The 26,103-nt window shown below is 70.0% G+C and carries 23 protein-coding genes and 2 pseudogenes; 10 read left to right on the forward strand and 15 right to left on the reverse strand.

The features are described 5' to 3' along the window. Nucleotides 1–105: 105 nt before the first annotated feature. Nucleotides 106–1,128: a ribonucleotide-diphosphate reductase subunit beta gene (locus ACH65_RS00385; protein WP_153242409.1), complete on the forward strand. Its 1,023-nt coding sequence runs from the start codon at nucleotides 106–108 to the stop codon at nucleotides 1,126–1,128. Nucleotides 1,129–1,261: 133 nt separating this feature from the next. On the opposite strand, the gene ACH65_RS00390 is transcribed toward ACH65_RS00385, so the two are convergent. Both ACH65_RS00390 and ACH65_RS00395 read right to left on the reverse strand, forming a co-directional pair. Then, nucleotides 1,262–1,558 carry a HigA family addiction module antitoxin gene (locus tag ACH65_RS00390; RefSeq protein WP_049620589.1) on the reverse strand — a complete coding sequence of 99 codons (297 nt, stop codon included), beginning with the start codon at nucleotides 1,556–1,558 and terminating at the stop codon, nucleotides 1,262–1,264. A gap of 11 nt (nucleotides 1,559–1,569) precedes the next feature. Continuing rightward, nucleotides 1,570–1,848 carry a type II toxin-antitoxin system RelE/ParE family toxin gene (locus ACH65_RS00395; protein ID WP_082190076.1) on the reverse strand — a complete coding sequence of 93 codons (279 nt, stop codon included), beginning with the start codon at nucleotides 1,846–1,848 and terminating at the stop codon, nucleotides 1,570–1,572. A 211-nt stretch (nucleotides 1,849–2,059) separates the two neighbouring features. Between ACH65_RS00395 and ACH65_RS00400 the strand changes: the two genes are divergently transcribed. Further along, nucleotides 2,060–2,770 carry a hypothetical protein gene (locus ACH65_RS00400; RefSeq protein ID WP_049620591.1) on the forward strand — a complete coding sequence of 237 codons (711 nt, stop codon included), beginning with the start codon at nucleotides 2,060–2,062 and terminating at the stop codon, nucleotides 2,768–2,770. Between the two features lie 7 nt (nucleotides 2,771–2,777). On the opposite strand, the gene ACH65_RS00405 is transcribed toward ACH65_RS00400, so the two are convergent. Next, on the reverse strand, nucleotides 2,778–3,161 hold the full coding sequence (locus ACH65_RS00405) for an ArsR/SmtB family transcription factor (protein ID WP_049620592.1): 384 nt from the start codon (nucleotides 3,159–3,161) through the stop codon (nucleotides 2,778–2,780). A 97-nt stretch (nucleotides 3,162–3,258) separates the two neighbouring features. Here ACH65_RS00405 and ACH65_RS00410 point away from each other — a divergent pair, with 97 nt between their 5' ends. Next, complete coding sequence (locus ACH65_RS00410) at nucleotides 3,259–4,005, forward strand: glucose 1-dehydrogenase (protein ID WP_049620593.1); 747 nt, start codon at nucleotides 3,259–3,261, stop codon at nucleotides 4,003–4,005. 56 nt (nucleotides 4,006–4,061) lie between these two features. On the opposite strand, the gene ACH65_RS00415 is transcribed toward ACH65_RS00410, so the two are convergent. The 4 genes from ACH65_RS00415 to ACH65_RS00430 all read right to left on the reverse strand — a co-directional run bounded on the left by ACH65_RS00415 (nucleotide 4,062) and on the right by ACH65_RS00430 (nucleotide 8,654). Continuing rightward, nucleotides 4,062–4,970, reverse strand: coding sequence for a type II CAAX endopeptidase family protein (locus ACH65_RS00415; protein ID WP_049620594.1), 909 nt, complete (start codon nucleotides 4,968–4,970; stop codon nucleotides 4,062–4,064). A gap of 108 nt (nucleotides 4,971–5,078) precedes the next feature. Further along, nucleotides 5,079–5,732, reverse strand: coding sequence for a DUF2076 domain-containing protein (locus ACH65_RS00420; protein ID WP_049620595.1), 654 nt, complete (start codon nucleotides 5,730–5,732; stop codon nucleotides 5,079–5,081). A 331-nt stretch (nucleotides 5,733–6,063) separates the two neighbouring features. Then, nucleotides 6,064–7,329, reverse strand: a complete 1,266-nt coding sequence (locus ACH65_RS00425) for an OprD family outer membrane porin (protein WP_049620596.1) — start codon at nucleotides 7,327–7,329, stop codon at nucleotides 6,064–6,066. Between the two features lie 20 nt (nucleotides 7,330–7,349). Beyond that, on the reverse strand, nucleotides 7,350–8,654 hold the full coding sequence (locus ACH65_RS00430) for a cation:dicarboxylate symporter family transporter (protein WP_049620597.1): 1,305 nt from the start codon (nucleotides 8,652–8,654) through the stop codon (nucleotides 7,350–7,352). Between the two features lie 199 nt (nucleotides 8,655–8,853). Between ACH65_RS00430 and ACH65_RS00435 the strand changes: the two genes are divergently transcribed. Next, nucleotides 8,854–9,762 (forward strand): cyclase family protein, encoded by a 909-nt coding sequence (locus tag ACH65_RS00435; protein WP_049620598.1) that lies wholly within the window; start codon nucleotides 8,854–8,856, stop codon nucleotides 9,760–9,762. Between the two features lie 188 nt (nucleotides 9,763–9,950). Then, nucleotides 9,951–11,048: an AbrB family transcriptional regulator gene (locus tag ACH65_RS00440; RefSeq protein ID WP_049620599.1), complete on the forward strand. Its 1,098-nt coding sequence runs from the start codon at nucleotides 9,951–9,953 to the stop codon at nucleotides 11,046–11,048. A gap of 47 nt (nucleotides 11,049–11,095) precedes the next feature. On the opposite strand, the gene ACH65_RS00445 is transcribed toward ACH65_RS00440, so the two are convergent. After that, the gene (locus ACH65_RS00445) at nucleotides 11,096–13,516 is read right to left on the reverse strand and encodes a TonB-dependent receptor (protein WP_049620600.1); all 2,421 of its coding nucleotides are present in this window, start codon (nucleotides 13,514–13,516) and stop codon (nucleotides 11,096–11,098) included. Nucleotides 13,517–13,865: 349 nt separating this feature from the next. Here ACH65_RS00445 and ACH65_RS00450 point away from each other — a divergent pair, with 349 nt between their 5' ends. After that, nucleotides 13,866–14,252, forward strand: coding sequence for a BlaI/MecI/CopY family transcriptional regulator (locus ACH65_RS00450; RefSeq protein ID WP_049620601.1), 387 nt, complete (start codon nucleotides 13,866–13,868; stop codon nucleotides 14,250–14,252). A gap of 1 nt (nucleotide 14,253) precedes the next feature. Beyond that, the gene (locus ACH65_RS00455; RefSeq protein WP_064504782.1) at nucleotides 14,254–16,248 is read left to right on the forward strand and encodes a M56 family metallopeptidase; all 1,995 of its coding nucleotides are present in this window, start codon (nucleotides 14,254–14,256) and stop codon (nucleotides 16,246–16,248) included. 369 nt (nucleotides 16,249–16,617) lie between these two features. Here ACH65_RS00455 and ACH65_RS00460 read toward each other — a convergent pair whose 3' ends face one another. Next, complete coding sequence (locus tag ACH65_RS00460) at nucleotides 16,618–18,951, reverse strand: S9 family peptidase (protein ID WP_049620717.1); 2,334 nt, start codon at nucleotides 18,949–18,951, stop codon at nucleotides 16,618–16,620. A gap of 169 nt (nucleotides 18,952–19,120) precedes the next feature. Between ACH65_RS00460 and ACH65_RS00465 the strand changes: the two genes are divergently transcribed. Together ACH65_RS00465 and ACH65_RS00470 are read left to right on the forward strand one after the other, a co-directional pair. Continuing rightward, nucleotides 19,121–19,537, forward strand: coding sequence for an acyl-CoA thioesterase (locus ACH65_RS00465; RefSeq protein ID WP_049620602.1), 417 nt, complete (start codon nucleotides 19,121–19,123; stop codon nucleotides 19,535–19,537). 169 nt (nucleotides 19,538–19,706) lie between these two features. Continuing rightward, on the forward strand, nucleotides 19,707–20,456 hold the full coding sequence (locus tag ACH65_RS00470; RefSeq protein WP_049620603.1) for a glutathione S-transferase family protein: 750 nt from the start codon (nucleotides 19,707–19,709) through the stop codon (nucleotides 20,454–20,456). Between the two features lie 16 nt (nucleotides 20,457–20,472). Here the strand turns inward: ACH65_RS00470 and ACH65_RS18650 are convergent, their stop codons facing one another. The 5 genes and pseudogenes from ACH65_RS18650 to ACH65_RS00495 all read right to left on the reverse strand — a co-directional run bounded on the left by ACH65_RS18650 (nucleotide 20,473) and on the right by ACH65_RS00495 (nucleotide 22,712). Next, nucleotides 20,473–20,805 (reverse strand): pilin, encoded by a 333-nt coding sequence (locus ACH65_RS18650; protein ID WP_082190058.1) that lies wholly within the window; start codon nucleotides 20,803–20,805, stop codon nucleotides 20,473–20,475. Between the two features lie 295 nt (nucleotides 20,806–21,100). Further along, nucleotides 21,101–21,388 carry a HigA family addiction module antitoxin gene (locus tag ACH65_RS00480; protein WP_049620605.1) on the reverse strand — a complete coding sequence of 96 codons (288 nt, stop codon included), beginning with the start codon at nucleotides 21,386–21,388 and terminating at the stop codon, nucleotides 21,101–21,103. 11 nt (nucleotides 21,389–21,399) lie between these two features. Beyond that, nucleotides 21,400–21,677 (reverse strand): annotated as a pseudogene (locus ACH65_RS21115) (type II toxin-antitoxin system RelE/ParE family toxin). Between the two features lie 114 nt (nucleotides 21,678–21,791). After that, a pseudogene (locus tag ACH65_RS20955) lies at nucleotides 21,792–22,013 on the reverse strand (prepilin-type N-terminal cleavage/methylation domain-containing protein); the annotation flags it as partial. A 45-nt stretch (nucleotides 22,014–22,058) separates the two neighbouring features. Further along, entirely contained in the window at nucleotides 22,059–22,712 is a 654-nt protein-coding gene (locus tag ACH65_RS00495) for a glutathione S-transferase family protein (protein WP_049620606.1), read from the reverse strand. Nucleotides 22,713–23,224: 512 nt separating this feature from the next. Here ACH65_RS00495 and ACH65_RS00500 point away from each other — a divergent pair. Beyond that, nucleotides 23,225–24,931, forward strand: a complete 1,707-nt coding sequence (locus ACH65_RS00500) for a DUF6311 domain-containing protein (RefSeq protein ID WP_049620607.1) — start codon at nucleotides 23,225–23,227, stop codon at nucleotides 24,929–24,931. Nucleotides 24,932–25,138: 207 nt separating this feature from the next. Here ACH65_RS00500 and ACH65_RS00505 read toward each other — a convergent pair whose 3' ends face one another. Next, the gene (locus ACH65_RS00505) at nucleotides 25,139–26,035 is read right to left on the reverse strand and encodes a LysR family transcriptional regulator (RefSeq protein ID WP_049620719.1); all 897 of its coding nucleotides are present in this window, start codon (nucleotides 26,033–26,035) and stop codon (nucleotides 25,139–25,141) included. Nucleotides 26,036–26,103: the final 68 nt, after the last annotated feature.

The raw sequence follows: 26,103 nt of genomic DNA on the forward strand, positions 1-26,103 counted from the left end.
GCCGTCCTCCACCAAGGCAAGGCGCGGGGCGCCAGCTTGCGCTGGCATGACGGGACCCCACGACACCGTCGCCTCGACGACGACATGTCCGCACAAGGATCGACCATGACTACCTCGCACAGCGACGCCCACCTCCTCGACCCGGGCTTCTCGCTCACCCTGCGCCCAATGCGCTACCCCAGCTTCTACGAGATGTTCCGCAACGCCATCAAGAACACCTGGACGGTGGAGGAGGTGGACTTCTCGCTCGACACCACCGACCTGAAGTCCAAGATGTCCGACGCGGACCGCCACCTAATCCACCGCCTGGTGGCCTTCTTCGCCACCGGCGACACCATCGTGTCGAACAACCTGGTGCTGAACCTCTACCAGCACATCAACGCGCCCGAGGCGCGCATGTACCTCTCACGCCAGCTCTACGAGGAAGCGCTGCACGTGCAGTTCTACCTCACCCTGCTGGACACCTACATCCCCGACCCGGCCGAGCGCGCCAAGGCCTTCGCGGCGATCGAGAACATCCCCTCGATCCGCCAGAAGGGCGAGTTCTGCTTCAAGTGGATCGACTCCATCCAGGACCTCAGGCGGCTGGAGACGCGCGAGCAGCGCCGGCAGTTCCTGCTGAACCTGATCTGCTTCGCGGCCTGCATCGAGGGCCTGTTCTTCTTCGCCGCCTTCGCCTACGTCTACTTCCTGCGCTCGCGCGGCCTGCTGCACGGCCTGGCCTCCGGCACCAACTGGGTGTTCCGCGACGAATCCGGCCACATGGCCTTCGCCTTCGAAGTGGTGCGCACCGTGCGCGAGCAGGAGCCGGACCTGTTCGACGAGGCCATGCGCGAACAGGTGGAAGCCATGCTGGAAGACGCCATCGCCTGCGAGACCCAGTTCGCCGAGGACGTGCTCGCCGGCGGCGTCGCCGGCCTCTCGGTGAAGGACATGCGCCAGTACCTCGAATACTGCGCCGACCAGCGCCTGGCCCAGCTCGACCTGCCGAAGAAATACGGCGCCAGCAACCCCTTCGACTTCATGGACCTGCAGGACGTGCAGGAACTGACCAACTTCTTCGAGCGCCGCGTGTCGGCCTACCAGGTGGGCGTGGAGGGCGAGGTGGCGTTCGACATGGCGTTCTGAGCCGCGCCGCCGCACGGCGGGAATATCGGTGATGCGGGCTTGCTGCGTTTGGCCGTCCTGGCAGCCTCCTCATGGACAGCCCACCCGCGGGCACGCCACCGCTTCCAGGTTCGGGAGACCGCCGCGCAGCCGCTCAGGCTGCGTGCGGATGGATGCGCCGCAACGTATCGCCCAGTTCCCGGCGCGCCGTCTCCAGCTCGTAGCGCTTTTGCAAGTTGATCCATACGTCCGGCGTGGTGCCGAAGTAACGCGCCAGGCGCAGAGCCGTATCCGCCGTGATGCCGCGCCGCTCGTTCGCAATATCGTTGATGCGGGCCGGCGTGACGCCGAGCGCGCGGGCAAGCGCATTGCTCGACAGCTCGAGCGGCCGCATGAACTCCTCGCGCAGGATTTCGCCCGGGTGGACCGGTGGGAGCAACTTCGTGGCCATGTGTCTCATCCTCAGTGGTAGTCCACGATCTCGACCGCGTGCGCCGCGCCATCCTTCCATACGAAACAGATGCGGAACTGGTCGTTCACGCGAATGCTGTACTGGCCGGCCCGGTCGCCCTTTAGAGCCTCGAGACGATTGCCTGGCGGCGAACGCAGGTCGTCGAGGGTTTGCGCCGCATCGAGGTATTCAAGCTTGCGCCGAGCCACCCCCTCGATGCTCACGAAGCGGCGCACGCGCACGCCATGGAACAACGCTTCCGCATCCTTGCTGGCGAAGAAGGTCTTGATCACAAGGTTTATCGTATACCGATATACGGCATGAAAGCATCGCTTATGGGATGCACTCCCCCTGAAGATGCGGACCTCGGTCGGGATCGAGATGGATGCCGAGTCGATCCCGCCGCGAGGCCGCTACCCGCTGGCTCATGGCTTTCGGCTAACTATCCGCCATGCCCGTGCCTGCCATACTCGCCCGCACGACCGACTCCTCGGGGCGCCCATGTTCGACTCAAGGAAGCACCGCGCAGCCGCGGCCCTCGTCGCGCTCGCCTACGTCGCCATCCAGTCGTTCCAGTGGTTCGTCTTCGCCCGGCTGCCGCCCGCTGACGTGCCGGCGCAGGCGCTGATGCAGGGGCCGCTGCCGCTCAACGTGGCGCGGGCGGTCGCGATGCTGCTCGCCTTCCCCGGGCTGGCCTACCTGTTCCTGGTCGTCTGCGGCCTCGTCCATCGTCGCCGCCCTGCGCTCGCCGTCGCCGCCTTCCTCGGCTTCTTCGTGTTCTGCCTGCTGGAAGTGCAACTGCGCTCGGTGGAGCTGTTCTACGTGTATCTGGAACTGCCCGCCCGCTACCAGGCCGCCGCCTCGGCGGCCGGGCAGGCGCGCGTGCTGGCGGCGCAGGCCGCGTTCCAGTCCGTGCAGCACGCGCTGTATTTCCCGCTCGGCCTGTCGTGGCTGATCGCCAGCACCCTGGTCTGCCTGGGCCTGGGCGGACACCGGCTCGACGGGCTGGCGCAATGGGCCTTCGGCCTCAACGCCGTGCGGCTGTTGCTGCGCATGCTCGACGCCTATGTGCTCGGCCCCCGCTTCGACGCGCTCTACGAGGCGCTGTACCTACCGCTGGTGTTCCTGACCTTTCTGCCGCTGGCCGCCTGGCTGCACTGGGGAGGGCGCGATGGCGCGCCTGCACCGCCGCAAGCCGTGGTGGAACGCTAGCCTGCGCTCAGCCGGTCGTCGCCTTCCGCGCCGCCGGCTTCTTCTTCGCGCCGCGCATCCGCTCCTCGAACTGCGCGCGGTGCGCCTGCATGATCGCCGGGAGCAACCCCGGGAAACGTTGCTCGATCTCCGCGCAGCGGGTGGTGTTGCGCATCTCCACACCGTGCCGCTCGCTGCGGATCAGGCCCGCCTCGCGCAGCGCGCGAAAGTGCTGGGACAGGGTGGACTTGGGGATGCAGCGGTCGCTGATCTGCTGGAAATTGGAGCAGGTGCGGGCGGAATCCGCGTCGGCCAGCTGCGCGTAGATCGCCACGCGCACCGGGTCGGACAGCGCGTGGAGGATGCCCTCCACGGTGATGTCGTCGATCGATGGGTGGGTCAGCGGCCTCATGCGGGCATTTTACCAGCCCTTGATTGATAGTTCTAAAGTTCGTATGTTTTGAAGTATTGGATCAATGGACTCACCCCAACCCTCCACGGGAGTCGTCATGAGCAAGCTCAAAGACAAAGTCGCCGTCGTCACCGGCGCATCCAAGGGTATCGGCGCGGCCATCGCCAAGTCGCTGGCCGCCGAAGGCGCGTCGGTGGTCGTCAACTACGCCTCCAGCAGGGCCGGCGCCGACAAGGTGGTGGCCGAGATCGAGGCGGCCGGCGGCAAGGCGGTGGCGGTGGGCGGCGACATCGCCAAGGCCGCCGAGGCGCAGGCCATCGTCGATGCCGCGGTCGAGCGGTTCGGCCGGCTGGACATACTGGTGAACAACTCCGGCGTGTACGAGTTCGCGCCGCTCGAGGCCATCACCGAGGAGCAGTTCCACCGGCAGTTCAACGTCAACGTGCTCGGCCTGCTGCTGACCACGCAGGCGGCCGCCAAGCACCTGGGCGAAGGGGCCAGCATCATCAACATCGGCTCCCTCGCGACGCGCATCGTGCCACCGGCGAGCGCGGTGTACGCGGGTACCAAGGGCGCGGTGGACGCGATCACCGGCGTGCTGGCGCAAGAGCTTGGCCCGCGCAAGATCCGCGTCAACGCGGTGAATCCGGGACTGATCGAGACCGAGGGCGTGCACACCGCCGGCGTCATCGGCTCGGACCTCGAAACCCTGACGGTGACGAAGACGCCGCTGGGCCGCATCGGCCAGCCGAAGGACATCGCCTCGATCGTCACCTTCCTCGCCTCGGACGATTCGTACTGGCTGACCGGCGAGCAGTTGGTCGCCGCCGGCGGCATGCGCTGAGCGGGGCCGGCCCCGGGGCCCGTATGGGCTCCCGGGGTCGCCCTCGCGCGACCATCTCAACCGGGGCGGGCCTCGTCCGTGCCGGCGCGGTGCGGGTAATCCGCGCCGCGCTCGCCCAGCTGCCCGCGCCGGCGCCAGACGACGACCGCCACCAGCACCACCACCAGCGGCAACATGAAGCCGAATTCGTCGATCGCGTACGGCGTGATGGCGCCGTGCGGGCTGGTGATGGGGGTGAAGAACTGCTGGATGAACACGTTGTGGCTGGCATGCAGGATCGCCGCCGGCCACAGGCTGCCCGAGCGCAGGCGCAGCCAGGCCATCGGCACGCTGATCGCCAGCACCATCAGCGTGAAGCACGGCAGCGCGAACCACCAGGGCGTGCCCGAGTTGTAGTCGGCGAACAGCAGGATCGGCATGTGCCACAGCGCCCACACCGCGCCGGTCAGCAGCGCGCCGCGGGTGAAGCCGAACGCCTCGGTCATGCGCGGGGCGAGGTAGCCGCGCCAGCCGATCTCCTCGCCCAGTGCGGTAGAGAGGCCGAACACCAGCCCCACGCTGGCCCGCAGCAGGAAATAGCCGGCCACGACCAGCCAGGACGGCGCCGCCCCCCAGCCCAGGCCCTCGGCGAGCGAGGCGACGAACTGCGGGTTGCCGAAGCCGCCCAGGCCGCCCAGCCACACGATCGCATAGGCCACCGCCGCATAGCCGAGCGGAAGCAGGTAGGCGAGCCAGGCCCAGCGCGCCGCGCTCCAATGCCAGCCGAGGCCGGCCAGCGGCTGGCCGCCGAGGCGGCAGCTCGCCAGCGCCGCCATGGCCGGGCACCACATGAGGCCGGCGACGTACATGCGGAAACCGCCGCCGAGGTGGCCGGTGGCGATCACCAGCGCGTAGAAGACCGCACTGAACGCGAAAACCAGCAGCAGATACAGGCCGATCGCCGGCCGTGGATGCCCAAGTGCCATCGCCAGTCCTCCTGGAGTCCGGGACCGGCCGATATAAGAACGACGGCGGTCGCTCGCGCAACCGCCGTCGGTCATGGTTCACGGGGCGGGCCCTTGCGGGCCTGCCGCTCAGCTCCAGTTGCTGTCGTCGTCGAAACCGCTGTCGGCGAAGTCGGAGTCGTCGGAGGGGCCTAAGTTGTCGAAGCCGCTGTTGTCGTGGTCATTCTGCGAATCGTCGTAGAAGTTGTTCTGGGTGACGTTCTCGACCACCTCCGGCTGGCCGCCGGCCAGGCCGCCGCCCTGGTGGCCGCCGATCAGGCTCTCGATGCCGTTGAACAGGAACATGCCGCCCGCGACGCCGGCCGCGGTGGTGGCGGCGCTGGCGAGGAAGCTGGGCGCGCCGCCGCCGGCCGCCTGCGGCGGGGGCACCGGCGGGGGCGTGGCGCCGCCGCCGAAGAAGCGCTCACGCCAGCCCGGGGCCGGCGGCGGTGCGGACGGCGCTGGCGGCGGCACCTGGCCGCGGCGCCAGTCCTGCTGGCCGCCGAGGAAGCTGCCGCCGCCCTGCCCGCCGGCCTGCGCCTGCAGGCGGGCGATCTCGGCCTTGGCGTTCTCCAGTGCCTGCTGCTGCAGCAGGCTGCGCTGCACCAGCAGGTAGAGCGCGTCCGGCTGGTCGGCCACGCGCTGGCGGATCAGCGCGTCGGCCTGCGGGTCTTTCGCCACGCCGCGCGCGGCGGCCAGGCGGTCGAGGAAATCTTCCAGCAGTTGCTGTTCCTGCGGTGTCATGCGCAAAGCTCCGGACTCATGGATGGTTGCGTAGCCCTTGGCACTGCCGTGGTTCCGGCGGCGCCGGGTACGCCCGCCGCCGCGACGGAACGGTTCCGTCACGCAGCGGCGTAAGGAGGACTGTAGGGGCGCCCCGTGACGCATCCAAGGCATCGGCCGCGCGGCATTAGGCGGGCGATTCAGGCGGCGTCGGCGACGCAAGTTCTTGCCGGGCGCCCGCCCGCGGCCCCGCACCGCGGTTTGCGCCGGTACGGCAGCCGCGAAGCGGACCGGGCCGCACGCACGGCGCGACAGCATGCCGCGGTGCCGCGCCCCGTCGTGGCGGCCGCGCTCACTTGAGCGCCAGCACGTAGTCGAGGATCAGCCGGTTCTCGTTGAAGCGGTTGGCGGCCGCGTAGCTGCTGCGGATCGCCGTGTTGCGCCAGCGCAGCGAGAAGCCCTTCAGCGGGCCGCCGGGAAAGGCGTAGCCGATGTCGGTGTTGCGCTCCCACTCGCGTCCGGCGGGCAGGCCAGCGCCGCGGTCGATGTGGTCGCCGGCGGTGTAGCGGGTCATGAAGGTGAGGCCCGGCAGGCCGAGCCGCGCGAAGTCGTAGTCGAAGCGGTACTGCCAGGAACGCTCGTGCGCGTTGGCGAAGTCGTTGATGGTGACGAAGTTGATGAGGTAGGCCGTGCTGCGCGCCAGGTAGGGGAAGGGGTCGCGCCCGCCCATGTGCTGGTAGCCCACGCCGAAGGCGGCGCCGCCGAGCTTGTAGGTGAGCATGGCGTCCACCGCGCGGTTGTCCACCGGCGCCCGGCTGCCGCCGTCCGGTCGGGTGACGTGGTAGCGCAGGTCGCCGGACAGCGACTGGCCCGCGCCCGTGTGCCAGCTGCCCTTGAGGCCGTAGAAGCTCTGCCGGTAGATACCGTCGAGCCAGATGTAGCGATAGGTGGCGCTGGCGCCGAGCGCGCCGGGGAAACTATAGGTGCCGCCGCCCATCACCAGCTTGTCGCTGCGGTAGGCCGGGTAGCGGTTGAGCACGAAGTCGCTGTAGTGGGTGGCGTTGGCGTACTGGTTGCCGCTGAGCCTGGCGCCGATCAGGGCGAGGCGGTCGAGGTCGTGCGACTCCACCAGCCAGCCCTTGTAGGTGGCCTGCAACAGGCGCGTGTAGTCGGAGATGGCGAAGGGGTCGTTGAAGACGAAGGTGCCGTACTTCACCGTGGTCTTGCCGAGCTTCGCCTTGTAGGTCGGGCGCAGCTTGGCGTACTCGTTCTCCGGCGAGCCGTCGGTGCGGTAGGGCATGATGTTGGTGCCCGCGCCGCCGTGCAGGCGGTAGCCGGCCTGGCCGAGCAGGTCCACGCCCAGGCCCACCGGGCCGGCGGTGTAGCCGGAGTTGAACTGGAAGATGAAAGCCTGCGCCAGCCCCACCGCGCCCGGCCGCGGCGCGGGTTGGTGGTGGAACTCGCGGTTGAAGTAGAACTGGCGCGCCTCGAGCGTCGCGCTGCTGCCGTTCCAGAAATCCGCCGCGCTGCGGCTGGCCCAGTCGTCGGCATGGGCCGGCGCGACGGCGGCCAGCGACAGCCCCCCGGCGCAGGCCGCACAGAGGGCCAGGCGATGCATGGGCGAGCTTGGCCTCGTCATCATGCCGACCCGCCTCGATCCAGCCCGGCTGCCGCGACCGGCGCCTCCACGGGCGCCTCGCCCGCCAGCACGGTCCGGGCTTTCGCATGGTCGAGCGTGCGGGTGAAGGTGCCCACCACCAGCGTGGCGACGCAGTTGCCGAGGTAGTTGGTGAGCGCGCGGGCGATGCCCACGAACCAGTCCGCCGGCAGCAACAGCAGCAGGCCGGACACCGGCAGCGAAGGCACCGCCGCCAGGGTGGCGGCGAGAATCACGATGGCCGCCCCCGGCACGCCGTGCGCGCCCTTGGAGGTGAGCAGCGCGATCAGCAGCACGCTCACCACCTGCCCCGCACTGAGCGCGGTGTCGGTGGCCTGGGCGATGAACAGCACGGCCAGCGTGAGGTACAGGGAAAAGCCGTCGAGGTTGAACGAGTAGCCGGTGGGGATCACCAGGCCCACCGTGCCCTCCTCCACGCCCAGGTCCTCCAGCTTCTTCATGGTCTGCGGCAGCACCGCGTCGGAGGAAGTGGTGGCCGCGACGATGGCGATCTCCTCGCGCAGGTAGCGCGCCAGCGCGGTGAGGCGATAGCCGCACAGCCGCAGCAGGCCGCCGAACACCAGCAGCACGAAGACCAGGCAGGCGCCGAAATAGGCGAGCAGCAGCAGACCGACCTTCTCCAGCGAGGCCAGGCCGAAGCTCGCCGTGGTGTAGGCCATCGCACCCAGCACGCCGAGCGGCGCGAGGCGCACGAACAGGCCGAGGATGCGGAAGAACAGGCGGCTGGCGTCCTCGATCACGTGGCCGATCTTCTCGCCCGGGGGGCCGAGCAGGATCAGCGCCACGCCGGTGACGATCGCCAGCAGCAGGATCTGCAGCACGTCGCCCTGCACGAAGGGGCTGAGCAGCGAATCGGGGATCAGGCGCTGGAAGAAATCGGCCACGCCGCCCAGTTCATGGTGGGCCGCCGCCGGCGGCTCGCCCAGCTGCGCCAGCGCCGCGGGCGAGGCGTGCAGGCCGCGGCCCGGCTGCACCACGAAGGCCACCAGCACGCCGAACAGCAGCGCGACGGTGCTGACCACCTCGAAATACAGCAGGGCCAGCCCGCCCAGCCGGCCGACCCGGCGCAGGTCGCCGCTCTTGGCGATGCCGCAGGCCACCACGCAGAACACCACCGGCCCGACCATGATCTTGATCAGCTGGATGAAGTCCTTGGCGAGCGGGCTCAACCGCTTGGCGAACTCCGGCACGAACGCGCCGAGCAGCACGCCCAGCACGGCCGCGAGCACCACCTGCAAGAACAACGAGCGTGCCAGATACCGCATGCCATACCTCCCTAGTCACTCTTCCACTAACCATGCAGGCGGGAGCGGCTCAACCGGCAAATTGACGCATAGCCATCCAGGCGTCCATACGAAAACGCTTCCGCTGCCTCCATCGCCGCCTCCGTCCGGGCCGTGCGGCGGCCGGCGCTGGCGCGCCGCTGCGCTAGGATGCCCGCGATCCCAGCGCAAGGAAAACCCGATGCCCCGCCCGCCCCTGCTGCTACCACTTCTGATGCTGCTCGCCCTGGCCGGCCCCGCCCGCGCCGCCGACGACACCCGCCTGTGGGACGCCTACGCGCAGCAGCTGCGCGGGGTGAAGTACGTGTCGCTCTCGCACGTGATCGCGCCGGGCATCCCGGTGTGGCACGGCTTCGGCCCCTCGCGCTTCGCGCCGGCCGCCGACCCCGCGGACGGCCACGCCTACACGTATGCGAAGGACGGCTTCGAGGCCACCCGCTATGAGCTTTCCACCGACCAGCTCGGCACCCAGCTCGACCCGCCCGCGCACTGGGCGCCGGAATACCCGTCCATCGACGAGCTGCCGGCCAGCTACACGCTGCGGCCGCTGGCGGTGATCTCCATCGTCGCGCAGGTGAAGCGCGACCCGGGCTACGCGCTCACGGTGGCCGACATCACGGCGTGGGAAAAGCGGCACGGGCGCATCCCGGCCGGCGCGGTGGTGTTCGTGCGCTCGGACTGGTCCAGGCGCTGGCCCGATCCCGCGCTCGCCACGCTCAAGCACTTCCCCGGCGTATCGCTGGCCGCGCTCAAGTTCCTGCACGAGCAGCGGCACATCCTGCTGCACGGCCACGAACCGCTGGACACCGACGACAGCCCGGACCTGGAAGGCGAATCCTGGCTGATGCACCACGGCTACGCCCAGGCCGAGGGCGTGGCGCACCTGGACCAGGTGCCCGAGGCCGGCGCGCTGGTGGCGATCGGCTTCCCGCGCTTTGCGGGCGGCACCGGCGGCTACGCCAGCTTCACCGCCCTCTGCCCGCCCGACTGGCCCTACGGCGTGGCCGCCGACCCGACCCGCGACGCCCCACTGCCCAAGGCCGCCCGGCCGCTGCATTGGGACCCGGCCACGGGCGTGCGCGTGCGCTGAAGTGGCGTCCACTGCGCCGCCTCGCCTGCCCGCGCCACGACACGGCCCCGGCGCCCGTTCGCCTCATGCTTCCGGATTGACGCATCGACGATGCGTGGACCAGCATCAACTATGTGAGTAAATCCTCATATAATGCGCACGGCACGAACCGCCACCGCACCGCTCCTTCACCTGGCGAGGATCTCCCCATGTCGCAAGCCGACCAGGCTCCGCCTCCATCGCCGCGCGTCGACGGGCACGTGGCGCTGCGATGGCCGGCGCTGCTGGTGCTCTCCGCCGTGCTGGTGATCCTGCTCGAAGCCATGCACCTCTCCGCCGCCCTGTTGATCGGCCCGATGGTCGCGGCGATCGCGCTGGCCGCCGCCGGCCGCGCGCCGCGCATTCCCAACGTCCCCTTTCTCGCCGCGCAAGGCGTGGTCGGCTGCATGATCGCGCGCAGCCTCACGCCGTCCATCGCCGTGGAAATGGCGCGCGGCTGGCCGCTGTTTCTCGCCGCCGTAGCCTCGGTGATCACGGCAAGCGCCGCCCTGGGCTGGCTCCTCACGCGCTGGCGCGTGCTGCCGGGCAGCACCGCGATCTGGGGTTCGTTCCCCGGCGCGGCCGCCACCATGAGCCTGATGGCCGAGGCCTTCGGCGCCGACATCCGCCTGGTTGCCTTCATGCAGTACCTGCGCGTGCTACTGGTGGCGCTGGCCGCATCCGGTGTCGCGCGGCTCGGCGGAGGCGACACGGTCGCGCACGCAACGACATGGTTCACGCCGGTCACGCCGGGGCCGTTCGCCCCCACGCTGGCCTTGGCGTTCGGCGCAGCGGCGCTGGCGCCGCGCCTGCGCATCCCGGCCGGCCCGCTGCTGCTGCCGATGGTGCTGAGCGCCGTGCTGCAAGGCTTCGGCTGGCTCACCATCACCCTGCCGCCCTGGCTGCTGGCGGCCAGCTACGCGCTGGTTGGCTGGAGCATCGGCCAACGCTTCACGCCCACCATCCTGCGCCATGCCCTGAAGGCGCTGCCGCAGGTGGTGGGCGCCATCGCGGCGCTGATCCTGGTCTGCGGCCTGCTCGCGCTCGGCCTGATGCGCCTGGCCCACGTGAGCGCTCTCACCGCCTACCTCGCCATGAGCCCCGGCGGCGCCGATTCGGTGGCGATCATCGCCGCCTCCAGCAAGGTCGACGTGCCGCTGGTGATGGCCCTGCAGAGCGCGCGCTTCGTCACGGTGCTGCTGGTGGGGCCGGCGCTCGCGCGCCTGCTGGCCCGACGCGTGCCTGGGGAGGCCGACGCGCCGGCGTAGTCGCGAACGCCACGGCCGTCCTCACGACGGCCGTGGCGCGGCGTTGCTCAGAAGAACGAGGCGCCGAAAGTCAGCATCACCGCGCGCGTCTGCAACACCTTGTAGACGGCGGGGTTGCTCACCGCCACCGCGGCGCCGCTCGAATCCACCGCGGTGCCGGAGGACTGGAAATCGCCCACTGTGTCGGCCGCCGCCAGCGCCTTGCGGCTGAACAGGTTGGACACGTTGAGGCGGATGTACGGCTTGCGGAAGTCGGAGGAGAAATCCGCGAAGTTCCAGCCGGCGTTGAGGTTCACCGTGGTGTAGCCGCCGAAGCGCTCGGTGTTGGCCCAGTCCGCCCACTGCGAGCCGGTGTAGCGCGTGTTGAGGCTGGCCCAGAACGGCCCCTGGTTGTAGTTCAACGTGAGGTTGGCGAGGTTGCGCGGCGTGTTGACCAGGGTCTTGCCGTCGGTGGCGTAGGTGATGGTGGTGCCGGCCGCGCCGCCCGGGCCGACCATGTCGGACTTGTTGGTGGCGTGCGTGTAGGCGTAGGAGCCGTAGAGCTTCCAGTTCGGCGTGAAGGCATAGCTCGCCTCCGCATCGAGGCCGCTGGTCTTGGCCTTGGGCAGGCTCACGTAGAGGGTGCTGGCGGGCATCGCCGGGTTGCTGCCCGACACCAGGCGGTTCTTGAAGTTGGTGGTGAAGGCATCCACGCTGGCCGACACGCTGTCGCCGTAGAAGCGCCAGCCGAGGTCGGCCGTCCACGCGGTTTCGGGCGAGATCTTGCTGCTGGGCGACAGCGCGCCGTTCAGGGCCGCGGTGGCGGTAGGCGCGCGGAAGGTCTGGCCCAGGCTGGCGTAGAACTGGTTGCGGTCGTCGAGCTGGAACTTCACGCCGCCGTTGGGCGTGAGCTTGTGGAAGCTGCGATCCACCGGGCCGCCGGCCTGGAGCGTGGTGCCGGGGTTGAGGTATTCCCAGCCCTTGCGGCTAGCCCACAGGTAGGCCGCGCCCAGGGTCACCGTCCATTGGTCGTTGGGCGTCCAGGTGTTGGTGGCGAAGAGCTTGCGCGTCTCGGCCGTGGCGTAGGTCTCCAGGCCCTTCTCGATGCGCCCGCCGGGCAGGCGGATCACCGCGGGATCGGTGTCGGCCCAGTAATCGGCCGGGATGCCGCTGGCCTGGTCCACCGGCGTGGCCTTGGTGCCCTGCTGCTGGCGCGGGCGGTCGTACCAGAAGCCGTATTCCAGGCTGTCGTTGAGGCCCAGGTCCTGGTTGAACTTGACGATCACGCCGGGGCGGAAGGTGTTGGAGTAGAAGAAGCCGTAGCCCACGCCCACCTCGCCCTCGCGCACCACGCCGTTGCCGCTGGCGTCCTGGTTCACGTAGGGGTAGCCGAGCTCGGTCGAGGGCGTGGTGGATTCGAACAGCGGCACGCCGAAGCCGCCGCCGCCGTAGCCGTACTGGAAGTAGGGCACCACCGAGAGGTGCAGGCTGTCGGTCAAGGTGAACTCGCCGTCCACGCTGGCCGTCCAGCTCATGAAGGGGTCGGTCTGGTACTTGTAGTAGTCCAGGTTGTCGAACGGCGAGGCGCTGGGGTCGTAGACCTTGTCGTAGCCCTGGTCGTACTTCTGCTGCGCCTGGGCCTTGGTCAGCGGCTGGTAGTTGATGCGGAACTCGCGCGCGAACTGCAGCGAGGCGGCGATGGAGTTCTTCTCGTCGATGGTCCACACCGACTTGCCGTCCACCTTGGTCACCTTCATCTTGCCGCCGCCGCGCCACAGCGAGGCGGTGTTGTTGGAGTAGGAAAACCACGAGCGCACCGGCCCGGTGTCGCCGGTGTTGAGGCGCACGAAGCCGCGCCGGTAGTCGTTGCTGCCCACGCCCGCGCTCACGTCCAGCCCGGCCTTGTGCGAGGGCATCAGCGACACCCACGCCACCGAGCCGCCGACCGCCGCGGCGGTGGCCATGTCCACGTCGGGGAAGCCCTGCGTCACCGTGATGTCGCCCATGTTCTCGGTGTCGCCGTACTGGGTGGCCCAGATGGCGTAGTTGCCGGCGTCGTTCACCGGCGCGCCATTCACGGTGACGCCGATCTCGTCGGCGTAGAAGCCGCGCATGGTGAACTGGCCGTCGTTGAGGCCGGTGGCATCCACCGTGGCCGTGTTGACGCCCGGGATGGTCGCCAGCATCTGGGTGAAGTTGGAGCTGGAAGGCGCCTGCGCGATGGCCTCGCGGGTGACGGTGGAGACCGCCTTGGGCGCGTCCTGCGTGGTCATCAGGCCGCCGCCCAGCGTGGGCGACTGGCCCGACACGCTCACGCCCTGCATCTGCTGCACACGCTTGGTGTCGTTGGAGGTGGTGGTGTTGGAGGTGCTGAACACGCTGCGGCGGGCGGCCGGCTTGCCGTCCCCCTGCGCGTCCTGGGCCGCCGCCGTGCCGGCCGCCGTACACAAGGCGATCGCGATCGCCGCCGCCAGATGCCTGCTCTCCATTCCTCGTCTCCCCCGCGCATGCGTGAACCCGTCCGGTCGGCGCGTCCCCGCGGCCGACGAAAACCAAGCTAGCGGCCCTGTCACCGTTTTGCCACAGCAAGTTTTTGCGATGCAGCATCCGGTCACGTTTTGGAAAAACCTCGCCAACCACGGCACGGCCAGCCCTTCCATCGCCAGCGCCCGAGCCATGTCGCTACGAAAATGTGCGCTTGCGGCAACATGCCGCCTCGCCGCCCCGCGGCTTGGCCTGGCCGTGTAGACGTCCGTCCGCCGCATGCCGGCCGGCCTATTGACTACATGTGTAGTCAAGGCGTAGCGTGACTACACACGTAGTCACGGAAACCTCCCCATGTCCAAGCCCTCCATCGGCGACCAGGAGCTGGCGCTGCTGCACTACCTGGCCGAGCACGAACCGGCCTCGGTCGGCGAAGTCGCCGCGGATTTCGGCGAGGCGCGCGGCATCGCCCGCTCCACCGTGCTCACCATGATGGAGCGCCTGCGCGCCAAGGGTTACCTCAAGCGCCGCCAGCTCAAGGGCGTATACCGCTACAGCACCGCCACCGGCCCCGGCGAGGCGATGCGCCGCGCGGTGGGCAGCTTCGTGGAGAAGACCCTGAGCGGCTCGGTGTCGCCCTTCGTGGCCTGGATGGCCGAGCGCGGCAAGGTCAGCGACGAGGAACTGGCCGAGCTGGAATCGCTGGTGGCCAGGCTGCAATCCGGCCGCAAGGGGAAATGACATGGCGACGCTCGATCAGCTCTCGTCCCTGCTGCTGACGCGACTGGCCTGGTCGTCGCTGCAGGCGGCCGTGCTGGTCGGCGTGGTGGCGCTGCTGGTGCGCCGGCTGCCCAGGCTGCCGGCCGCCGTGGGCGCCATGCTGTGGTGGCTGGTGGCCTTGCAGGGCGTGGTCGGGCTGGGCTGGCATGCGCCGCTGGCGTTGCCGCTGCTCGCACCGGCTTCGGCGCCCACCGCCGCCTCGCCCGCCGGCACTGAGCCGCCCATGCGCGCCGATGCCATGGCCGTGGGCATGCCGTCCCGGCCGACGACCGCGGCGCCCACCGCCTCCGTGCCGGCCTCGCCGCCGCGCGCCTCCGCCGCCACCGAGCGTATGGCGCGGCCGAGCTTCGCCCCCGCCGACCACTGGCGCACCGCCCTGGCCGCGCTGTGGCTACTCGGCGTGCTCGCGCCGTTGCCGCTGTGGCTGCGGCAGGGCTGGCGCACGCACCGCCTGCTGTGCGAGGCGGCGCCGGTGGCCGATCCACGGCTGCGCGCGCAGTGCATGGCGCAGGCGAAGGCGCTGGGCCTGCGCCGCTGCCCGGCGTTGCGCGCCTCGCCGACGATCCGCTCGCCCCAGGTGGCCGGGTTGTGGCGGCCGACCGTGCTGTGGCCCGCCGCGTCCGCCTTGAGCGCCGAGGAATCGGCCATGGCGCTCGCCCACGAGCTGGCCCACCTGCGCCGCGGCGACCTGTGGCTGGGCTGGCTGCCGGCGATCGCGCAGCGGTTGTTCTTCTTCCACCCGCTGGTAGCCTGGGCCGCGCGCGAATACGCCCTGCACCGCGAGGCCGCCTGCGACGCGCTGGCGACGCGCGAGCTGCGCGCCGCCCCGCAGGACTACGGCCGCCTGCTGCTGCGCCTGGGCGTGGCCCGGCCGCTGCACGCCGGGCTCGCCGGCGCGTCGCCCACCTTCCGCAACCTCAAGAGGCGCCTGACCATGCTGCAGCAGACGAACGAGACGCCGCGCGCCCGCGGCTGGGTGCTGGTGGCGCTGGTCGCGCTGGCCGGCGTGCTGCCCTACCGGCTCACCGCCGCGCCGGAACCCGCGGCGACCGCGGCGCCGGCCGTCGCCGCCACGGCGCAGGCGAACCCCGTGCCGCGCGCCGCCGGCACGCCCGCGGCTTCGCCCCGGCCCGCCGCAACGGCCGCCCGCGCCACGCCGGCCAGCCGGGCAACCTATACCGACGACACCCTCAACAGACCGCCGCCGCCGCCCGCCCCCTTGCCGCCGCCCCCGCTCGCGGCGCCGCCGGCGCCACCCGCGCCACCCTCGCCGCCAGCACCCCTGCCGGCCAGGGGCCTGGCCGGCCACCACGTGGATATAGACGTCTATACCGACGCCGAACGCGGCTTCGCCCTGTTCGACGGCGACACCGTGATGGTGCACGGCGACGAGCACGATCTCGCCCAGGCCAGGGCATGGCATGAGCACGATGCGCCGCTGCTGTGGCTGCGCCGCGACGGCCGCGCCTACGTGGTCCGCGACGCCGCCTTCGTCCGCCACGCCCGCGACCTGTACGCGCCGCTGACCGAACTGTCCAAGCAGCAAGGCCAGCTAGCCAGCCAGCAGGGCGCCCTCGCCGGCCGGCAGGGCGGCCTGGCCGCCCGCGAGGGCGCACTGGCCTCGCGGCGGGCCGAGCTGGAAGGCCGCCGCGCCGCCGTCGAGGCCGAGCGCGCCACCATGCAGGCTCGGCCCGACCCCACCTCGCACACGGCGGCCAGTGCGGCGACCGACGCCAAGGCGAAAGTCATCGCCGAGCAACTCGCCGCCCTGGCCCAGGCGCGCACCGGCCTCGACGGCGAGCAGGCGAAGCTGGCGCAGCAGCAGGCGGCGCTGTCCCTGCAACAAGCCGAACTGTCCAGGCACCAGCGCAACCTCTCGGCGCAACTGGGCAAGCAGATGGATCGGCTGCTGGACGAGGCCCTGGCGAAGGGGCTGGCGCAGCCGGCCGCCCGCTGAAGGCACGCCGCCTCCCCGGCGACAGCGGCCCTACGATAGCCAACCTGGCCCCCAGCCGCGGGGCATGGCCGGCGGCATCCTTGGGATGCCTGTTCGCGATCTTGCCGAAGGCATCGAAACCGTAGGAGCGCGCCTTGCGCGCGACAGCGGTGTGGCAGCGTCGCTGCTGCGTAGGCTTGTCGCGCGCAAGGCGCGCTCCTACGTCGGTGATGTGCCATGGAAGGAGGAGCCACGGGGGCCCTCTACTGGCCTGTTCATCCGGCGCCATCGTTACAGGCGTTGGCGACGGACGAGCCAGGATTCGCGCCGGGACGCCACAGCGGCGCGGGGGAGCGACCACCTCCCCGCGCCGCCGTCGCCGGCGCTGGCTCAATCCTTCGGCGGCGCCAGCTTGTACGCCACCGGCGGCGTGTCGCCGGCGAGGTAGCGCACGAAATAGTCCCAGCGCCGGCGCATGGCGTAGTAGGTGCCCTCGGTACCGTAGCCGTGGTGCACGTTGGGGATCATCAGGAGGTCGAAATCCTTGCCGGCCTTGATCAGCGCGTCGGCCACCAGCAGCGTCTCGTAGGGCGGCACGTTGTCGTCCAGGGTGCCGTGCACCAGCATCAGGTGGCCCTTGAGGTTGGCGGCGTGGTTCTGGTTGGCCTGGTCGTCGTAGTTGCTCTTGCCGTCGGGGCCGGTGGCGAGCAGGCCCTGCCACTTCTCGGCCCAGTCGTCCTCGTAGTTGCGGTTGTCGTGGTTGCCGCTCTCGGCCCAGCCGACCTTGAAGAAGTCGGGGTAGCGGAACATCGCGCCCGCGGTGGCGTTGCCGCCGCCGGAGTGGCCCCAGATGCCCACGCGGCCCAGGTCGATCCACGTGTAGCGCTGGCCCAGCTCCTTGATGCCGGCCACCTGGTCGGGCAGCGTGTTGTCGCCGATGTTGCCGAAGTAGGCGTCGTGGAAGGCCTTGGAGCGCCACGGCGTGCCCATGCCGTCGATGGCGACCACGACGAAGCCCAGCTCCGCCAGCGCCTGGTTGTCGCCGTGCGCGGCCAGGAAACTGCGCCCGCGCACCGAGCCGGTCTGCGGGCCGGGGTAGATGTAGTCGACGATCGGGTACTTCTTCGACGGGTCGAAGTGGCTGGGCTTGAACAGCAGGCCGTAGAGGTCGGTCTTGCCGTCGCGCGCCTTCACCACGATGGGCTGCGGCGGCACCCAGCCGGCGGCCTTGAGGCGGCCGATGTCGGCCTTGGCCACGCCGGCGAGGGTGTGGCCGTCGCCGGCCGCGCGCAGCACGGTCACCGGCGGCGTGACGGAGGTGGAATAGGCATCGACGAAGTAGCGCCCGTCGGGCGAGAGCGTCACGGTGTGGTCGGCCGCCTCCGGGGTGAGCAACTGCGGCGCGCCGCCGTCCAGGCTCACCTTCCAGAACTGCTGGTAGTACGGGTCCACGCCCGGCGTGCGGCCCACGCCGCGGAACCACACGGTGCGGGTCTTCGCGTCCACGCGCAGCACTTCGGTGACGTTGCCCTCGCCGGTGGTGACGGCGCGCTTGAGCTTGCCGGTGTCCAGGTCATAGAGGTAGAGCTGGCCCCAGTTGCTGCGCTCGGAGAACCAGATGGCCTCGTGGCTGGCGGGCAGGTAGAACCAGTTCACCTGGCCGTTGCCGCTCTCGTAGTAGGTGGGCACGCTCTCCTCGAACGCGGTGCGCACCGCGCCGGTGGCCGGGTCGGCGAGGCGGAACCATTCGTGCTTGTGGTCGCGCGAGGTGGAGACGAAGGCCAGCGAGGTGCCGTCCGGCGCCCACTTCACGTCGTCCCAGCCGCCGTCGGGGCCGCAGCTGACGTCGTCGCACAGGGTGGAGCGGTGCTGGTCGGGCGGCATCTTGAGCCGCACCACCTTCTTCGCGGCCACGTCGATCACCACGCGCTCGATCATAGTCACGTCCTTGTCGCCCACCAGCGGGTACTTCCACGCCTCGAGCCTGGGGTGGCCCACGTTGGTGCTGACCAGGTACATGTCGCCGGTCTTGCGCTGGTCCTGCTGGAAGGTGGCGATGCGCTTCGAATCGGGCGACCACACCAGGATCGCGTTGTCGGTGTGCTTCCAGCCGGCGTTGTCGGTGGCGTAGCCGAAGTTCTCCACCCCGTCGGTGGTGAGCGCCGTCTCCTTGCCGGTGGCGACGTCGCGCAGCCACAGGTTCCAGTTGCGGATGAAGGCCTCGCTCCGGTCGTCGGGCGAGCGCACGCCCGGCTCCTTGCCGGTCCTGGCCTGCGCGGCGCGGCCCTCGCACTTGGGCTCGGCGGCCTTGAGGTCGCACAGGTAGTGCTTGCCGCGAAGCTGGACGTCCAGACGTCCATCCGCCTCGACACTGAAATCGCGGACGCCGAGCTTGTCGGCCTTGACCGGCTTGCCCGCGGCCTGGCCGAGCGCCGCGGCGAGCTTGGCCTGGTCGAAGGCCGGCGCCGCCTTGCCGGTGGCGGCATCCATGATCCGGTAATGGTCGCCCTGGGCGTCGTGGTCCACGAACCAGAAGCGGCCCGCGTCGAGCCAGGCGACCTTCTGCACCGCGTGATCGACCAGCGGCGCGGTGCCGTAGGCGAGGAGGCGCTCGGCCTGCGCATAGTCCTGCGCGGTCAGCGTGCGCCCCTGCGCCATCGCGCCGGTCGCCAGCGCGCCCAGTGCCAGAGCGCCGAGCAGGCGCGGCTTGCCCTTCAAGATCATGCGGGTCACCTCGTGGTTGTTGCGCGGACGCCGGAGCGGCGCGGCGTTCAAAACGCCTGATCGTAGCCCCAGGCCGCGGCCGCCACCCCTGCCATTGGTCCTGTCCTGTGCTGCGTTGCGGCAGAATAGGGGCCTCCGGCTCCCTGTCCCCGCCCCTCCCGAGATCGCCATGTCCGTCGCCGTGCCCGAAGCCCGCCTGCTCGAAATCGTCTTCCCCGACCACACCAACCACCTGGGCACGCTGTTCGGCGGCCAGGCGCTGGCGTGGATGGACAAGGCCGCCTTCATCGTCGCCTCGCGCCACGCGCGCCGCACCGTGGTCACCGCGCGTTCGGAGCAGGTGGATTTCCGCGTGCCGGTGCGCCAGGGCCAGTTGGTCGAGCTGATCGCGCGGCTGGTCGAGGTGGGCCGCAGCTCGATGAAGGTGCAGGTGGAAATGACCGCCGAGGACCCGCTCACCGGCGACCGCCAGGTCTGCACCACCGGCCAGTTCGTGATGATCGCCATCGACTCGCACGGCAAGCCGACCACGGTGCCGCCGCTGGATGCGGCCGCGGCACCGCAGGCGGCGGCCGTCGCCGGCTGAAAAGCCGGCGTCGTGCCGGACGGGTCGCGGCCAACAGCGGCGACCCGCACGGAACATCCGTGCCGCGAACCGCCTTCGCGCCGCAACGGGGGCCGCTTCGCGCCCCGCCCGCTTGACGCCGCGCCGCCCTCGCCGCAGGCTGCGGCTCCCCGCATTCCGGAGCCGGGCGATGGCGCAACGCCTGCAGGTGATCGGCAACTACCTCTCGCCCTACGTGCGCAAGGTGCTGGTATGCCTGGAGCTGAAGGGGCTCGACTACGCGATCGACCCCATCACCCCCTTCTACGGCGACGAGGCCTTCGCGCGGCTGAGCCCGCTGCGCCGCGTGCCGGTGCTGCTGGACGGCGAGCTGGTGCTCAACGACTCCTCGGTGATCTGCCAGTATCTGGAAGACAAATACCCGCAGCCCGCGCTCTACCCCGCCGACATCGCCCAGCGCGCGCAGGCGCGCTGGCTGGAGGAGTACGCCGACACGCGCCTGGCCGACCTGCTGATCTGGCGGCTGTTCTACCAGTTGGCGATCCGCCGGCACATCTTCCGCGAGGGCACCGACGAGGCGGTGGTGCGCAAGGCCCGCGAGGTGCAGATCCCGGCCGCGCTCGATTACCTGGAAGGCGTACTGCCCGCCGCAGGCTACCTGTTCGGCGCGCCCTCGATCGCCGACATCAGCCTCGCCAGCTATTTCCGCACCGCCTCGTTCGTGCGCTACGCGGTGGACGCCGCGCGCTGGCCGCGCACCGCGGCCTTCGTCGAGCGCGTGCTGGCGCTCGAACCCTTCCGCAAGCTGGCCCGCTACGAGGACGCCATGCTGCGCCTGCCGCCGCCCGCGCAGCGCGACGCCCTGGCGGCGATCGGCGCGCCGCTGACCGCGTGGACGCACGGCACCGCCACGCCGCGCCGGGGCGTGCCGCGCGGCTGAGGCGCGCGGCGGCCGGTCAGCGGCGGCAGCTGCTGGGCATGTACCTCAGCAACTGGCGGTCGGTGATGTTCGCATTGGTGCACGACCAATGGATCGCCCCCTCGCCGGTGATCGCGGACAGCCCCACCTGCTTGCCGGCGGGCATGGCGTGCGCCTTCTGCACGCTGTCCGAGTCGAAATGGATGAGGATCTGGCCCGGGTTCTGCGTGGCGTAGACGTGGCTCACGTACTTGCCCGAAATATCGCCGGAACTGCCGGGCAGGCCCGCGGACTCCGGCGTCGTCGGGAAATGCCCGTAGTTTGCGTATTCCGGCCCACCTGACCACCGCGTCCGGTAATGACTGACCAGGCACTGGTGTCGACCACCCTGCCGGTACTGACCAAGGGGGGCTCAAATTGTCTAAGGAATGGTGCCTGCTCCTGCGGCACGCGCCATCTTCGCTTCATGCCTTTGACGAGTTCGTATCGACCTGCGTCGAGCTGGCGGACCTTGATCGGCACGCCAGTGATCTTGGGCCTTGCTGCTGGGTGATCCAGGTCGCGACGGTAAGCACGGATTTCGGCTGATGTGTGGGCTCAATGGCCAGGGACGGAAGCGTGGCCGGCGAGAGGCAAAGGCCCCAGAAGCAAGGAAGGCGTGGCCATCACGCCACACGCCCCTGTAGCGCACGCACCGCTGGCTGCCGATGCTGCTTGGCCTGCCAGAGATCATAGTTCGCCTGCATGGAGAGCCACGCCCGGGCGGTGCTGACGCCGGCCTCCTCAAGGCGCACGGCCAGGTCAGGGCTGATGGCAGCCTTGCCGTTGAGCACCCGCGACAAGGCAACACGCGACATGGCCAACCGGCTGGCGGCCTCGGTCACAGACAGATTCAGCCGGGCAAGCACTTCGTCCTTGAGGATGCCGCCCGGATGGGGAGGATTGTGCATCATGGTTCGGTTCCTCAATGGTAGTCCTGGTAGTCGACCAGTTCGACGTTCGAGTCGACGAAACGGAAGGTGACCCGCCAGTTGCCGTTCACCCAGACCGACCAGTGGCTTTTCATCTGGCCTTGAGAGGGTGCAGTTTGAAGGACGGCAGCGCCATATCATCCGGCCCTGCCGCGACGTCAAGAAGCCCGAGGATGTTGCGGAGCTTATTCGCGTGTGCGGCCTGTATGCCTCGGGTCGACCCCGTGCGGTAGAACGTTTCGAGGCCCTTGTGCCGAAACCCGGTGAGCATGCGCACGGGATTAATTCGTATCGCATAGCGATACAACCCGGTGTGGACTTGGCGACCAGCAGCGCGGTCAGTCCAGATCGGAACGCTGGCCAGCCATTACCGGAATCTGCAGTAGTTCATGTAGAACTCCTCGCGCGCCGTCTTGGGCCCCTCGGCCAGCGAGAACCCTTCGGCGATCTGCGTGCGCACGACATGGCTCTGGTACGCCGGCAGGGCGATGGCCGCCAGGACGGCGACGATCGCCACCACGATCATCAATTCGATCAAGGTGAAGCCCGCCCGGCTTCGACTTGCGGATACAGGTCGCCCATCCCCGCTGGTCGGCTCGCCGACCAGGATGATCAGCGGACGACGTCCGCTTTCATCCTCGGAACGGAACCATCAGCCGGCTTGCGACTTGGCGGTGTTGACCGCCCATTGGGCGGCGAAAGCCCGCTGGTAGGCGGGCCGCGCTTCGCCGCGGGCGACATAGGCCGCCAGGTCCGGAAATTCGTCCAGCATGCCCGCCGGCCGCAGCCTGAGGAGCACCGACACCATCATCAGATCGCCCGCGCTGAACGCACCATCGAGCCAGCCGGCATCGCCCAGGCGGGCAGAAAGCTGGACCAGCCGCTGGCGAATGCGATCCTCGACCAGGGGCAGGCGTTCCTGGCTCCAGGGCTTGTCGCGCTCCGCGATCCTGGTGTTGGAGAGGTCAAGGATCGGCGGCTCCACGGTGTTGAGCGCGGCGAACATCCAGGTGATCGCCCGCGCCCGCGCGTTGGCATCGTCCGGCAACAGGCCTGGGTGGCGCTGGGCGAGATGAAAGACGATCGCGCCCGTTTCGAACAGGACGAGATCGCCTTCCTCGTAGGTGGGAATCTGGCCGAAGGGATGCAGGCGCAGGTGCGCGGGTTCCTTCATCGCACGGAACGAAACGAGGCGGACCTCGTAGGGTTGGCCTACTTCTTCCAGCGCCCAGCGCACGCGCGTATCGCGCGCCAGTCCCTTGCCGCCATCGGGCGACCGTTCAAAGGCGGTAATGGTGATGGTCATCGTGCGGCACGCCTGCTGAAAATCGGTTGCGGGGCTGTCAGGCCGCCAGGAAACGCTCGCACCTCGGCGGGTGCATGGCGGGCCTTACCCCGGGCCGGCGTCTCATGCATGTGGTTGAGCGCGTCGATACCAGGGATCATCGCTTTGCCGTCCAGGGCCGGGGGCGTAGTTTTCGGGATGTTGAGTTGCCACCAGACGTTGCGGCATGTTTGCTCCTTAGAGATCAGCCCAGGCGGCCTGATTGCCCGCTTTCACCATGGCGACGAACGGCCGGACCCGAATTCGACGCATGCCGGAAAAAATTTGCGCGCATGAGCGCGCATCTTCAGGGGCATGGCGCCCGCGTTCGACCCAAAGGACTATTGGCCCACCAGTAAAGTGATCAACGCGGATCGGTTGGCCGATCCGCGCGCGTCGGTCCGTCTGGTCAACGTCATCGGTACGCGCAGGCCTCCGGCCTGCACCCATCTGCCGCTACAGTTGCACCCTGCAATCCGCCGCAAAGACCCTCCATGCCGCTCAACCCTTCGCATCGCGTGGCCTCCGCCCTGGGAACCGCGCTGCCGCTCCTGCTCGGCGTCGCCGCGTTCTTCCTCGTCACCGGCGGCGCCCTGCTGCCGCCGGGCAACGTGCGGTGGCTGCAGCACAGCGACCTCGCGCAGAGCTACCTCGGCTGGGCCTTCTACCGGCACGACCCGTGGACGCTGCCGTTCGGCGCCAACCCCTCCTACGGGCTGGAGTTCCATTCCTCGGTCTACTACTCCGACTCGATCCCGCTGGTGGCGATGGCGCTCAAGCCGGTCGCCGCCTGGCTGCCGGAGCCGTTCCAGTATTTCGGGCTATGGCTGCTGCTCTGCTTCGCATTGCAGGCGCTGTTCGCCTGGCGCCTGCTCGCCCTGGCCACCCCGAGCCTGGCCGCGCGCGCACTGGGCTGCGTGTTCTTCGTGCTGGCGCCGCCCATGCTGGTGCGCCTGGGCGGGCACATGGCGCTGTGCGCGCACTGGGCGATCCTGGCGGCGCTGTATCTGTACCTGCGGCCGTCGCAAGAGCGCCAGCGCGGGCTGTGGACCGTCCTCGTCGCCGTGGCGATGCTGGTCCACGCCTATATCTTCCTGATGGTGGCCGCGCTGTGGGCCGCCGATCTCGTGCGCCGCGCCTTGGCGCAGGCGCGAGCGCGGCAGGTCGCGCTGCCGGCGATGTGGCAGCCGGTGCTGCGGGAGGCGGCCCAGGTCGTCGCCGCGACGCTGGCGGTGGCCTGGCTGGCCGGCTTCTTCATGGTGCCCGGCCGCGGCATGCACGCCGACGGCTTCGGCTACTACAAGATGAACCTGCTCGCGCCCTTCAACGGCAACGGCTGGTCGTTCTTCGGCCTGCACATGGCACAGGCCGCCGGCGAATACGAGGGCTTCAACTACCTTGGCCTCGGCGGCCTCGCACTGTGCCTGCTGGCCGTGCCGGCATGGCTGCTCGGCAAGAGGCGTGCGGAAGGCGCGCCGCGGCGGATGCTCTGGCCGCTGCTGGCCGTCGCCATCGCGCTGGCGCTCTTCGCCGTCACCCACCACATCGGGCTCGGCGCCGAACAATGGCGGCTCCCGCTGCCGGCCGCGTTGCAGAAGAAGCTGGACCGCTCGGCCATCCAGGCAACCGGGCGGCTGTTCTGGGTGGCGTACTACACGCTGCTGATCGGCGCGCTCTTCGCGCTCGCCAGGGCGCTGCCCCCGCGCGGGCTCGTCGCCGCGCTCGGACTGCTGGTCGCGGTGCAGCTGGTGGACCTGCGTCCCGGCCTCGCCAGCCTTCATACAGCGCTCGTGCAGCGCGCCACGCTCGACGACGCGCCGCCCCTCGAGGGCCCGTTCTGGACCCAGGCCGCGCAGCGCTACACGCGCCTGCGCCTGGTGCCCTCGCGCATCCTCGCGCCCGGCTGGGAGCGCCTGGCGCGCTACGCGCGAGAACACGGCATGGCGACCGACGCCATCCAGGTGGCCCGCGCGGACTGGAAAGTATTCACCCAGGTGCGGACGCAGCAGGTGCAGCGGGTGACGACGGGGACGCCGGAGGAACAGACCCTCTACATCCTCGATCCCGCCGTGGCGGCCACGGTCGCACGCGCGGCGCGGCCAGGGGATGCGGTCTTCGCGCTCGACGGCCTCGACATCCTCGCGCCCGGCTGGAACACACCGCTACCGGCTGGCGCGGCGAACCTCAAACACTCGCCCTGAACGCCCGCCCGAACGAGCCCGCCCGGCAACGCCCGGGCGGCGCGTGTTCGCCGCTGACGCGGCTTGGCTCCTCCCCCTGCAAGCAGTGCTTGCAGGGGGAGGCTGGGAGGGGGGTGAAGTCTGGCCTCGAGGCAAGGGTTTACCCCTCCCTGCACCCTCCCCTGCACGCAGGGGAGGGTGCAGGGAGGAGAGACTTTGAACAGGCTCTTAGCGCAAGCCGGCCATCAGCTCGGACAGCCACTCCACGAACACGCGCACGCGGGCGGAGAGCTGGCGTTGCGCCGGGTAGAGCACCGAGACCGGCAGCGAGGGCGGCGGGTACTGCGGCAGCACTTCGACAAGGCGGCCGGCGGCGAGGTCGGGCAGGAGGTCGTAGCGCGGGCGCTGGATCATGCCCAGGCCCGCGTGGCAGCAGGCGGCGTAGATCTCGCCCTGGTTGACGGTAAGCGTGCCCGGCACGTCCACCGAACGCAGTACGCCATCGACCATGAAATCCAGCCCCTCCGTGCGGCCGGTGGTCGGCGAGCGCCACCTCACCGCCTGGTGCGAGGCCAGCTCGTCCAGGCTCTGCGGCAGGCCGTGGCGCGCGACGTAGGCGGGGCTCACGCAGGTGGCCTGCGACAGCTCCGCCACCCGCCGCGCGATCAGCCCCGAGTCGCTCAGCACGCCGGCGCGCACCACGCAGTCGACGCCCTCCTGCATGAGGTCCACGTAGCGGTCGCTGGCGCTGACGTCCAGCTCCAGCTGCGGGTAGCGCGCGCGGAAGTCGGGCAGCGCCGGCACGATCACGCGGGCGCCCAGCGGGCCGGGCAGCTCGATGCGCAGGCTGCCGCGCGGCTGCGCCGCGGCGTGGCGGAAGCCCGCCTCGGTTTCCTCGATGTCGGCCAGCAGGCGCAGGCAGCGGGTGTAGTAGGCCTGCCCGTCCAAGGTGGGGCGCACGCTGCGGGTGGTGCGCACCAGCAGCTGCGTGCCCAGCCGCGCCTCCAGCTGGCGGATGGCGTGGCTCACCGTGGCGCGGGGAATGCCCAGCTCGTCGCCGGCCCGGGCGAAGCTGCCGAGGGCGACGATGCGGGTGTACAGGCGCATGGCGTCGAAGCGGTCCATGCCGGCCATTATTGAGATTTTTTGCATGGAGATGCCAATTCAATTGGCTTTATCCAACCCATGGCGAC

Source organism: Frateuria defendens, assembly GCF_001182895.1.
GTDB lineage: Bacteria > Pseudomonadota > Gammaproteobacteria > Xanthomonadales > Rhodanobacteraceae > Frateuria_B > Frateuria_B defendens.

Coding starts and splice junctions, on each gene's coding strand:
- ACH65_RS00465 (WP_049620602.1), top strand. CDS start 19,121: ATGTCCGTCGCCGTGCCCGAAGCCCGCCTGCTCGAAATCGTCTTCCCC.
- ACH65_RS00435 (WP_049620598.1), top strand. CDS start 8,854: ATGCCCCGCCCGCCCCTGCTGCTACCACTTCTGATGCTGCTCGCCCTG.
- ACH65_RS00405 (WP_049620592.1), bottom strand. CDS start 3,161: ATGAGGCCGCTGACCCACCCATCGATCGACGACATCACCGTGGAGGGC.
- ACH65_RS00455 (WP_064504782.1), top strand. CDS start 14,254: ATGGCGACGCTCGATCAGCTCTCGTCCCTGCTGCTGACGCGACTGGCC.
- ACH65_RS00495 (WP_049620606.1), bottom strand. CDS start 22,712: ATGACCATCACCATTACCGCCTTTGAACGGTCGCCCGATGGCGGCAAG.
- ACH65_RS00505 (WP_049620719.1), bottom strand. CDS start 26,035: ATGGACCGCTTCGACGCCATGCGCCTGTACACCCGCATCGTCGCCCTC.
- ACH65_RS00450 (WP_049620601.1), top strand. CDS start 13,866: ATGTCCAAGCCCTCCATCGGCGACCAGGAGCTGGCGCTGCTGCACTAC.
- ACH65_RS00480 (WP_049620605.1), bottom strand. CDS start 21,388: ATGATGCACAATCCTCCCCATCCGGGCGGCATCCTCAAGGACGAAGTG.
- ACH65_RS00420 (WP_049620595.1), bottom strand. CDS start 5,732: ATGACACCGCAGGAACAGCAACTGCTGGAAGATTTCCTCGACCGCCTG.
- ACH65_RS00500 (WP_049620607.1), top strand. CDS start 23,225: ATGCCGCTCAACCCTTCGCATCGCGTGGCCTCCGCCCTGGGAACCGCG.
- ACH65_RS00460 (WP_049620717.1), bottom strand. CDS start 18,951: ATGATCTTGAAGGGCAAGCCGCGCCTGCTCGGCGCTCTGGCACTGGGC.
- ACH65_RS00425 (WP_049620596.1), bottom strand. CDS start 7,329: ATGCATCGCCTGGCCCTCTGTGCGGCCTGCGCCGGGGGGCTGTCGCTG.
- ACH65_RS00400 (WP_049620591.1), top strand. CDS start 2,060: ATGTTCGACTCAAGGAAGCACCGCGCAGCCGCGGCCCTCGTCGCGCTC.
- ACH65_RS00390 (WP_049620589.1), bottom strand. CDS start 1,558: ATGGCCACGAAGTTGCTCCCACCGGTCCACCCGGGCGAAATCCTGCGC.
- ACH65_RS00445 (WP_049620600.1), bottom strand. CDS start 13,516: ATGGAGAGCAGGCATCTGGCGGCGGCGATCGCGATCGCCTTGTGTACG.
- ACH65_RS00440 (WP_049620599.1), top strand. CDS start 9,951: ATGTCGCAAGCCGACCAGGCTCCGCCTCCATCGCCGCGCGTCGACGGG.
- ACH65_RS00385 (WP_153242409.1), top strand. CDS start 106: ATGACTACCTCGCACAGCGACGCCCACCTCCTCGACCCGGGCTTCTCG.
- ACH65_RS00410 (WP_049620593.1), top strand. CDS start 3,259: ATGAGCAAGCTCAAAGACAAAGTCGCCGTCGTCACCGGCGCATCCAAG.
- ACH65_RS00470 (WP_049620603.1), top strand. CDS start 19,707: ATGGCGCAACGCCTGCAGGTGATCGGCAACTACCTCTCGCCCTACGTG.
- ACH65_RS00430 (WP_049620597.1), bottom strand. CDS start 8,654: ATGCGGTATCTGGCACGCTCGTTGTTCTTGCAGGTGGTGCTCGCGGCC.
- ACH65_RS00415 (WP_049620594.1), bottom strand. CDS start 4,970: ATGGCACTTGGGCATCCACGGCCGGCGATCGGCCTGTATCTGCTGCTG.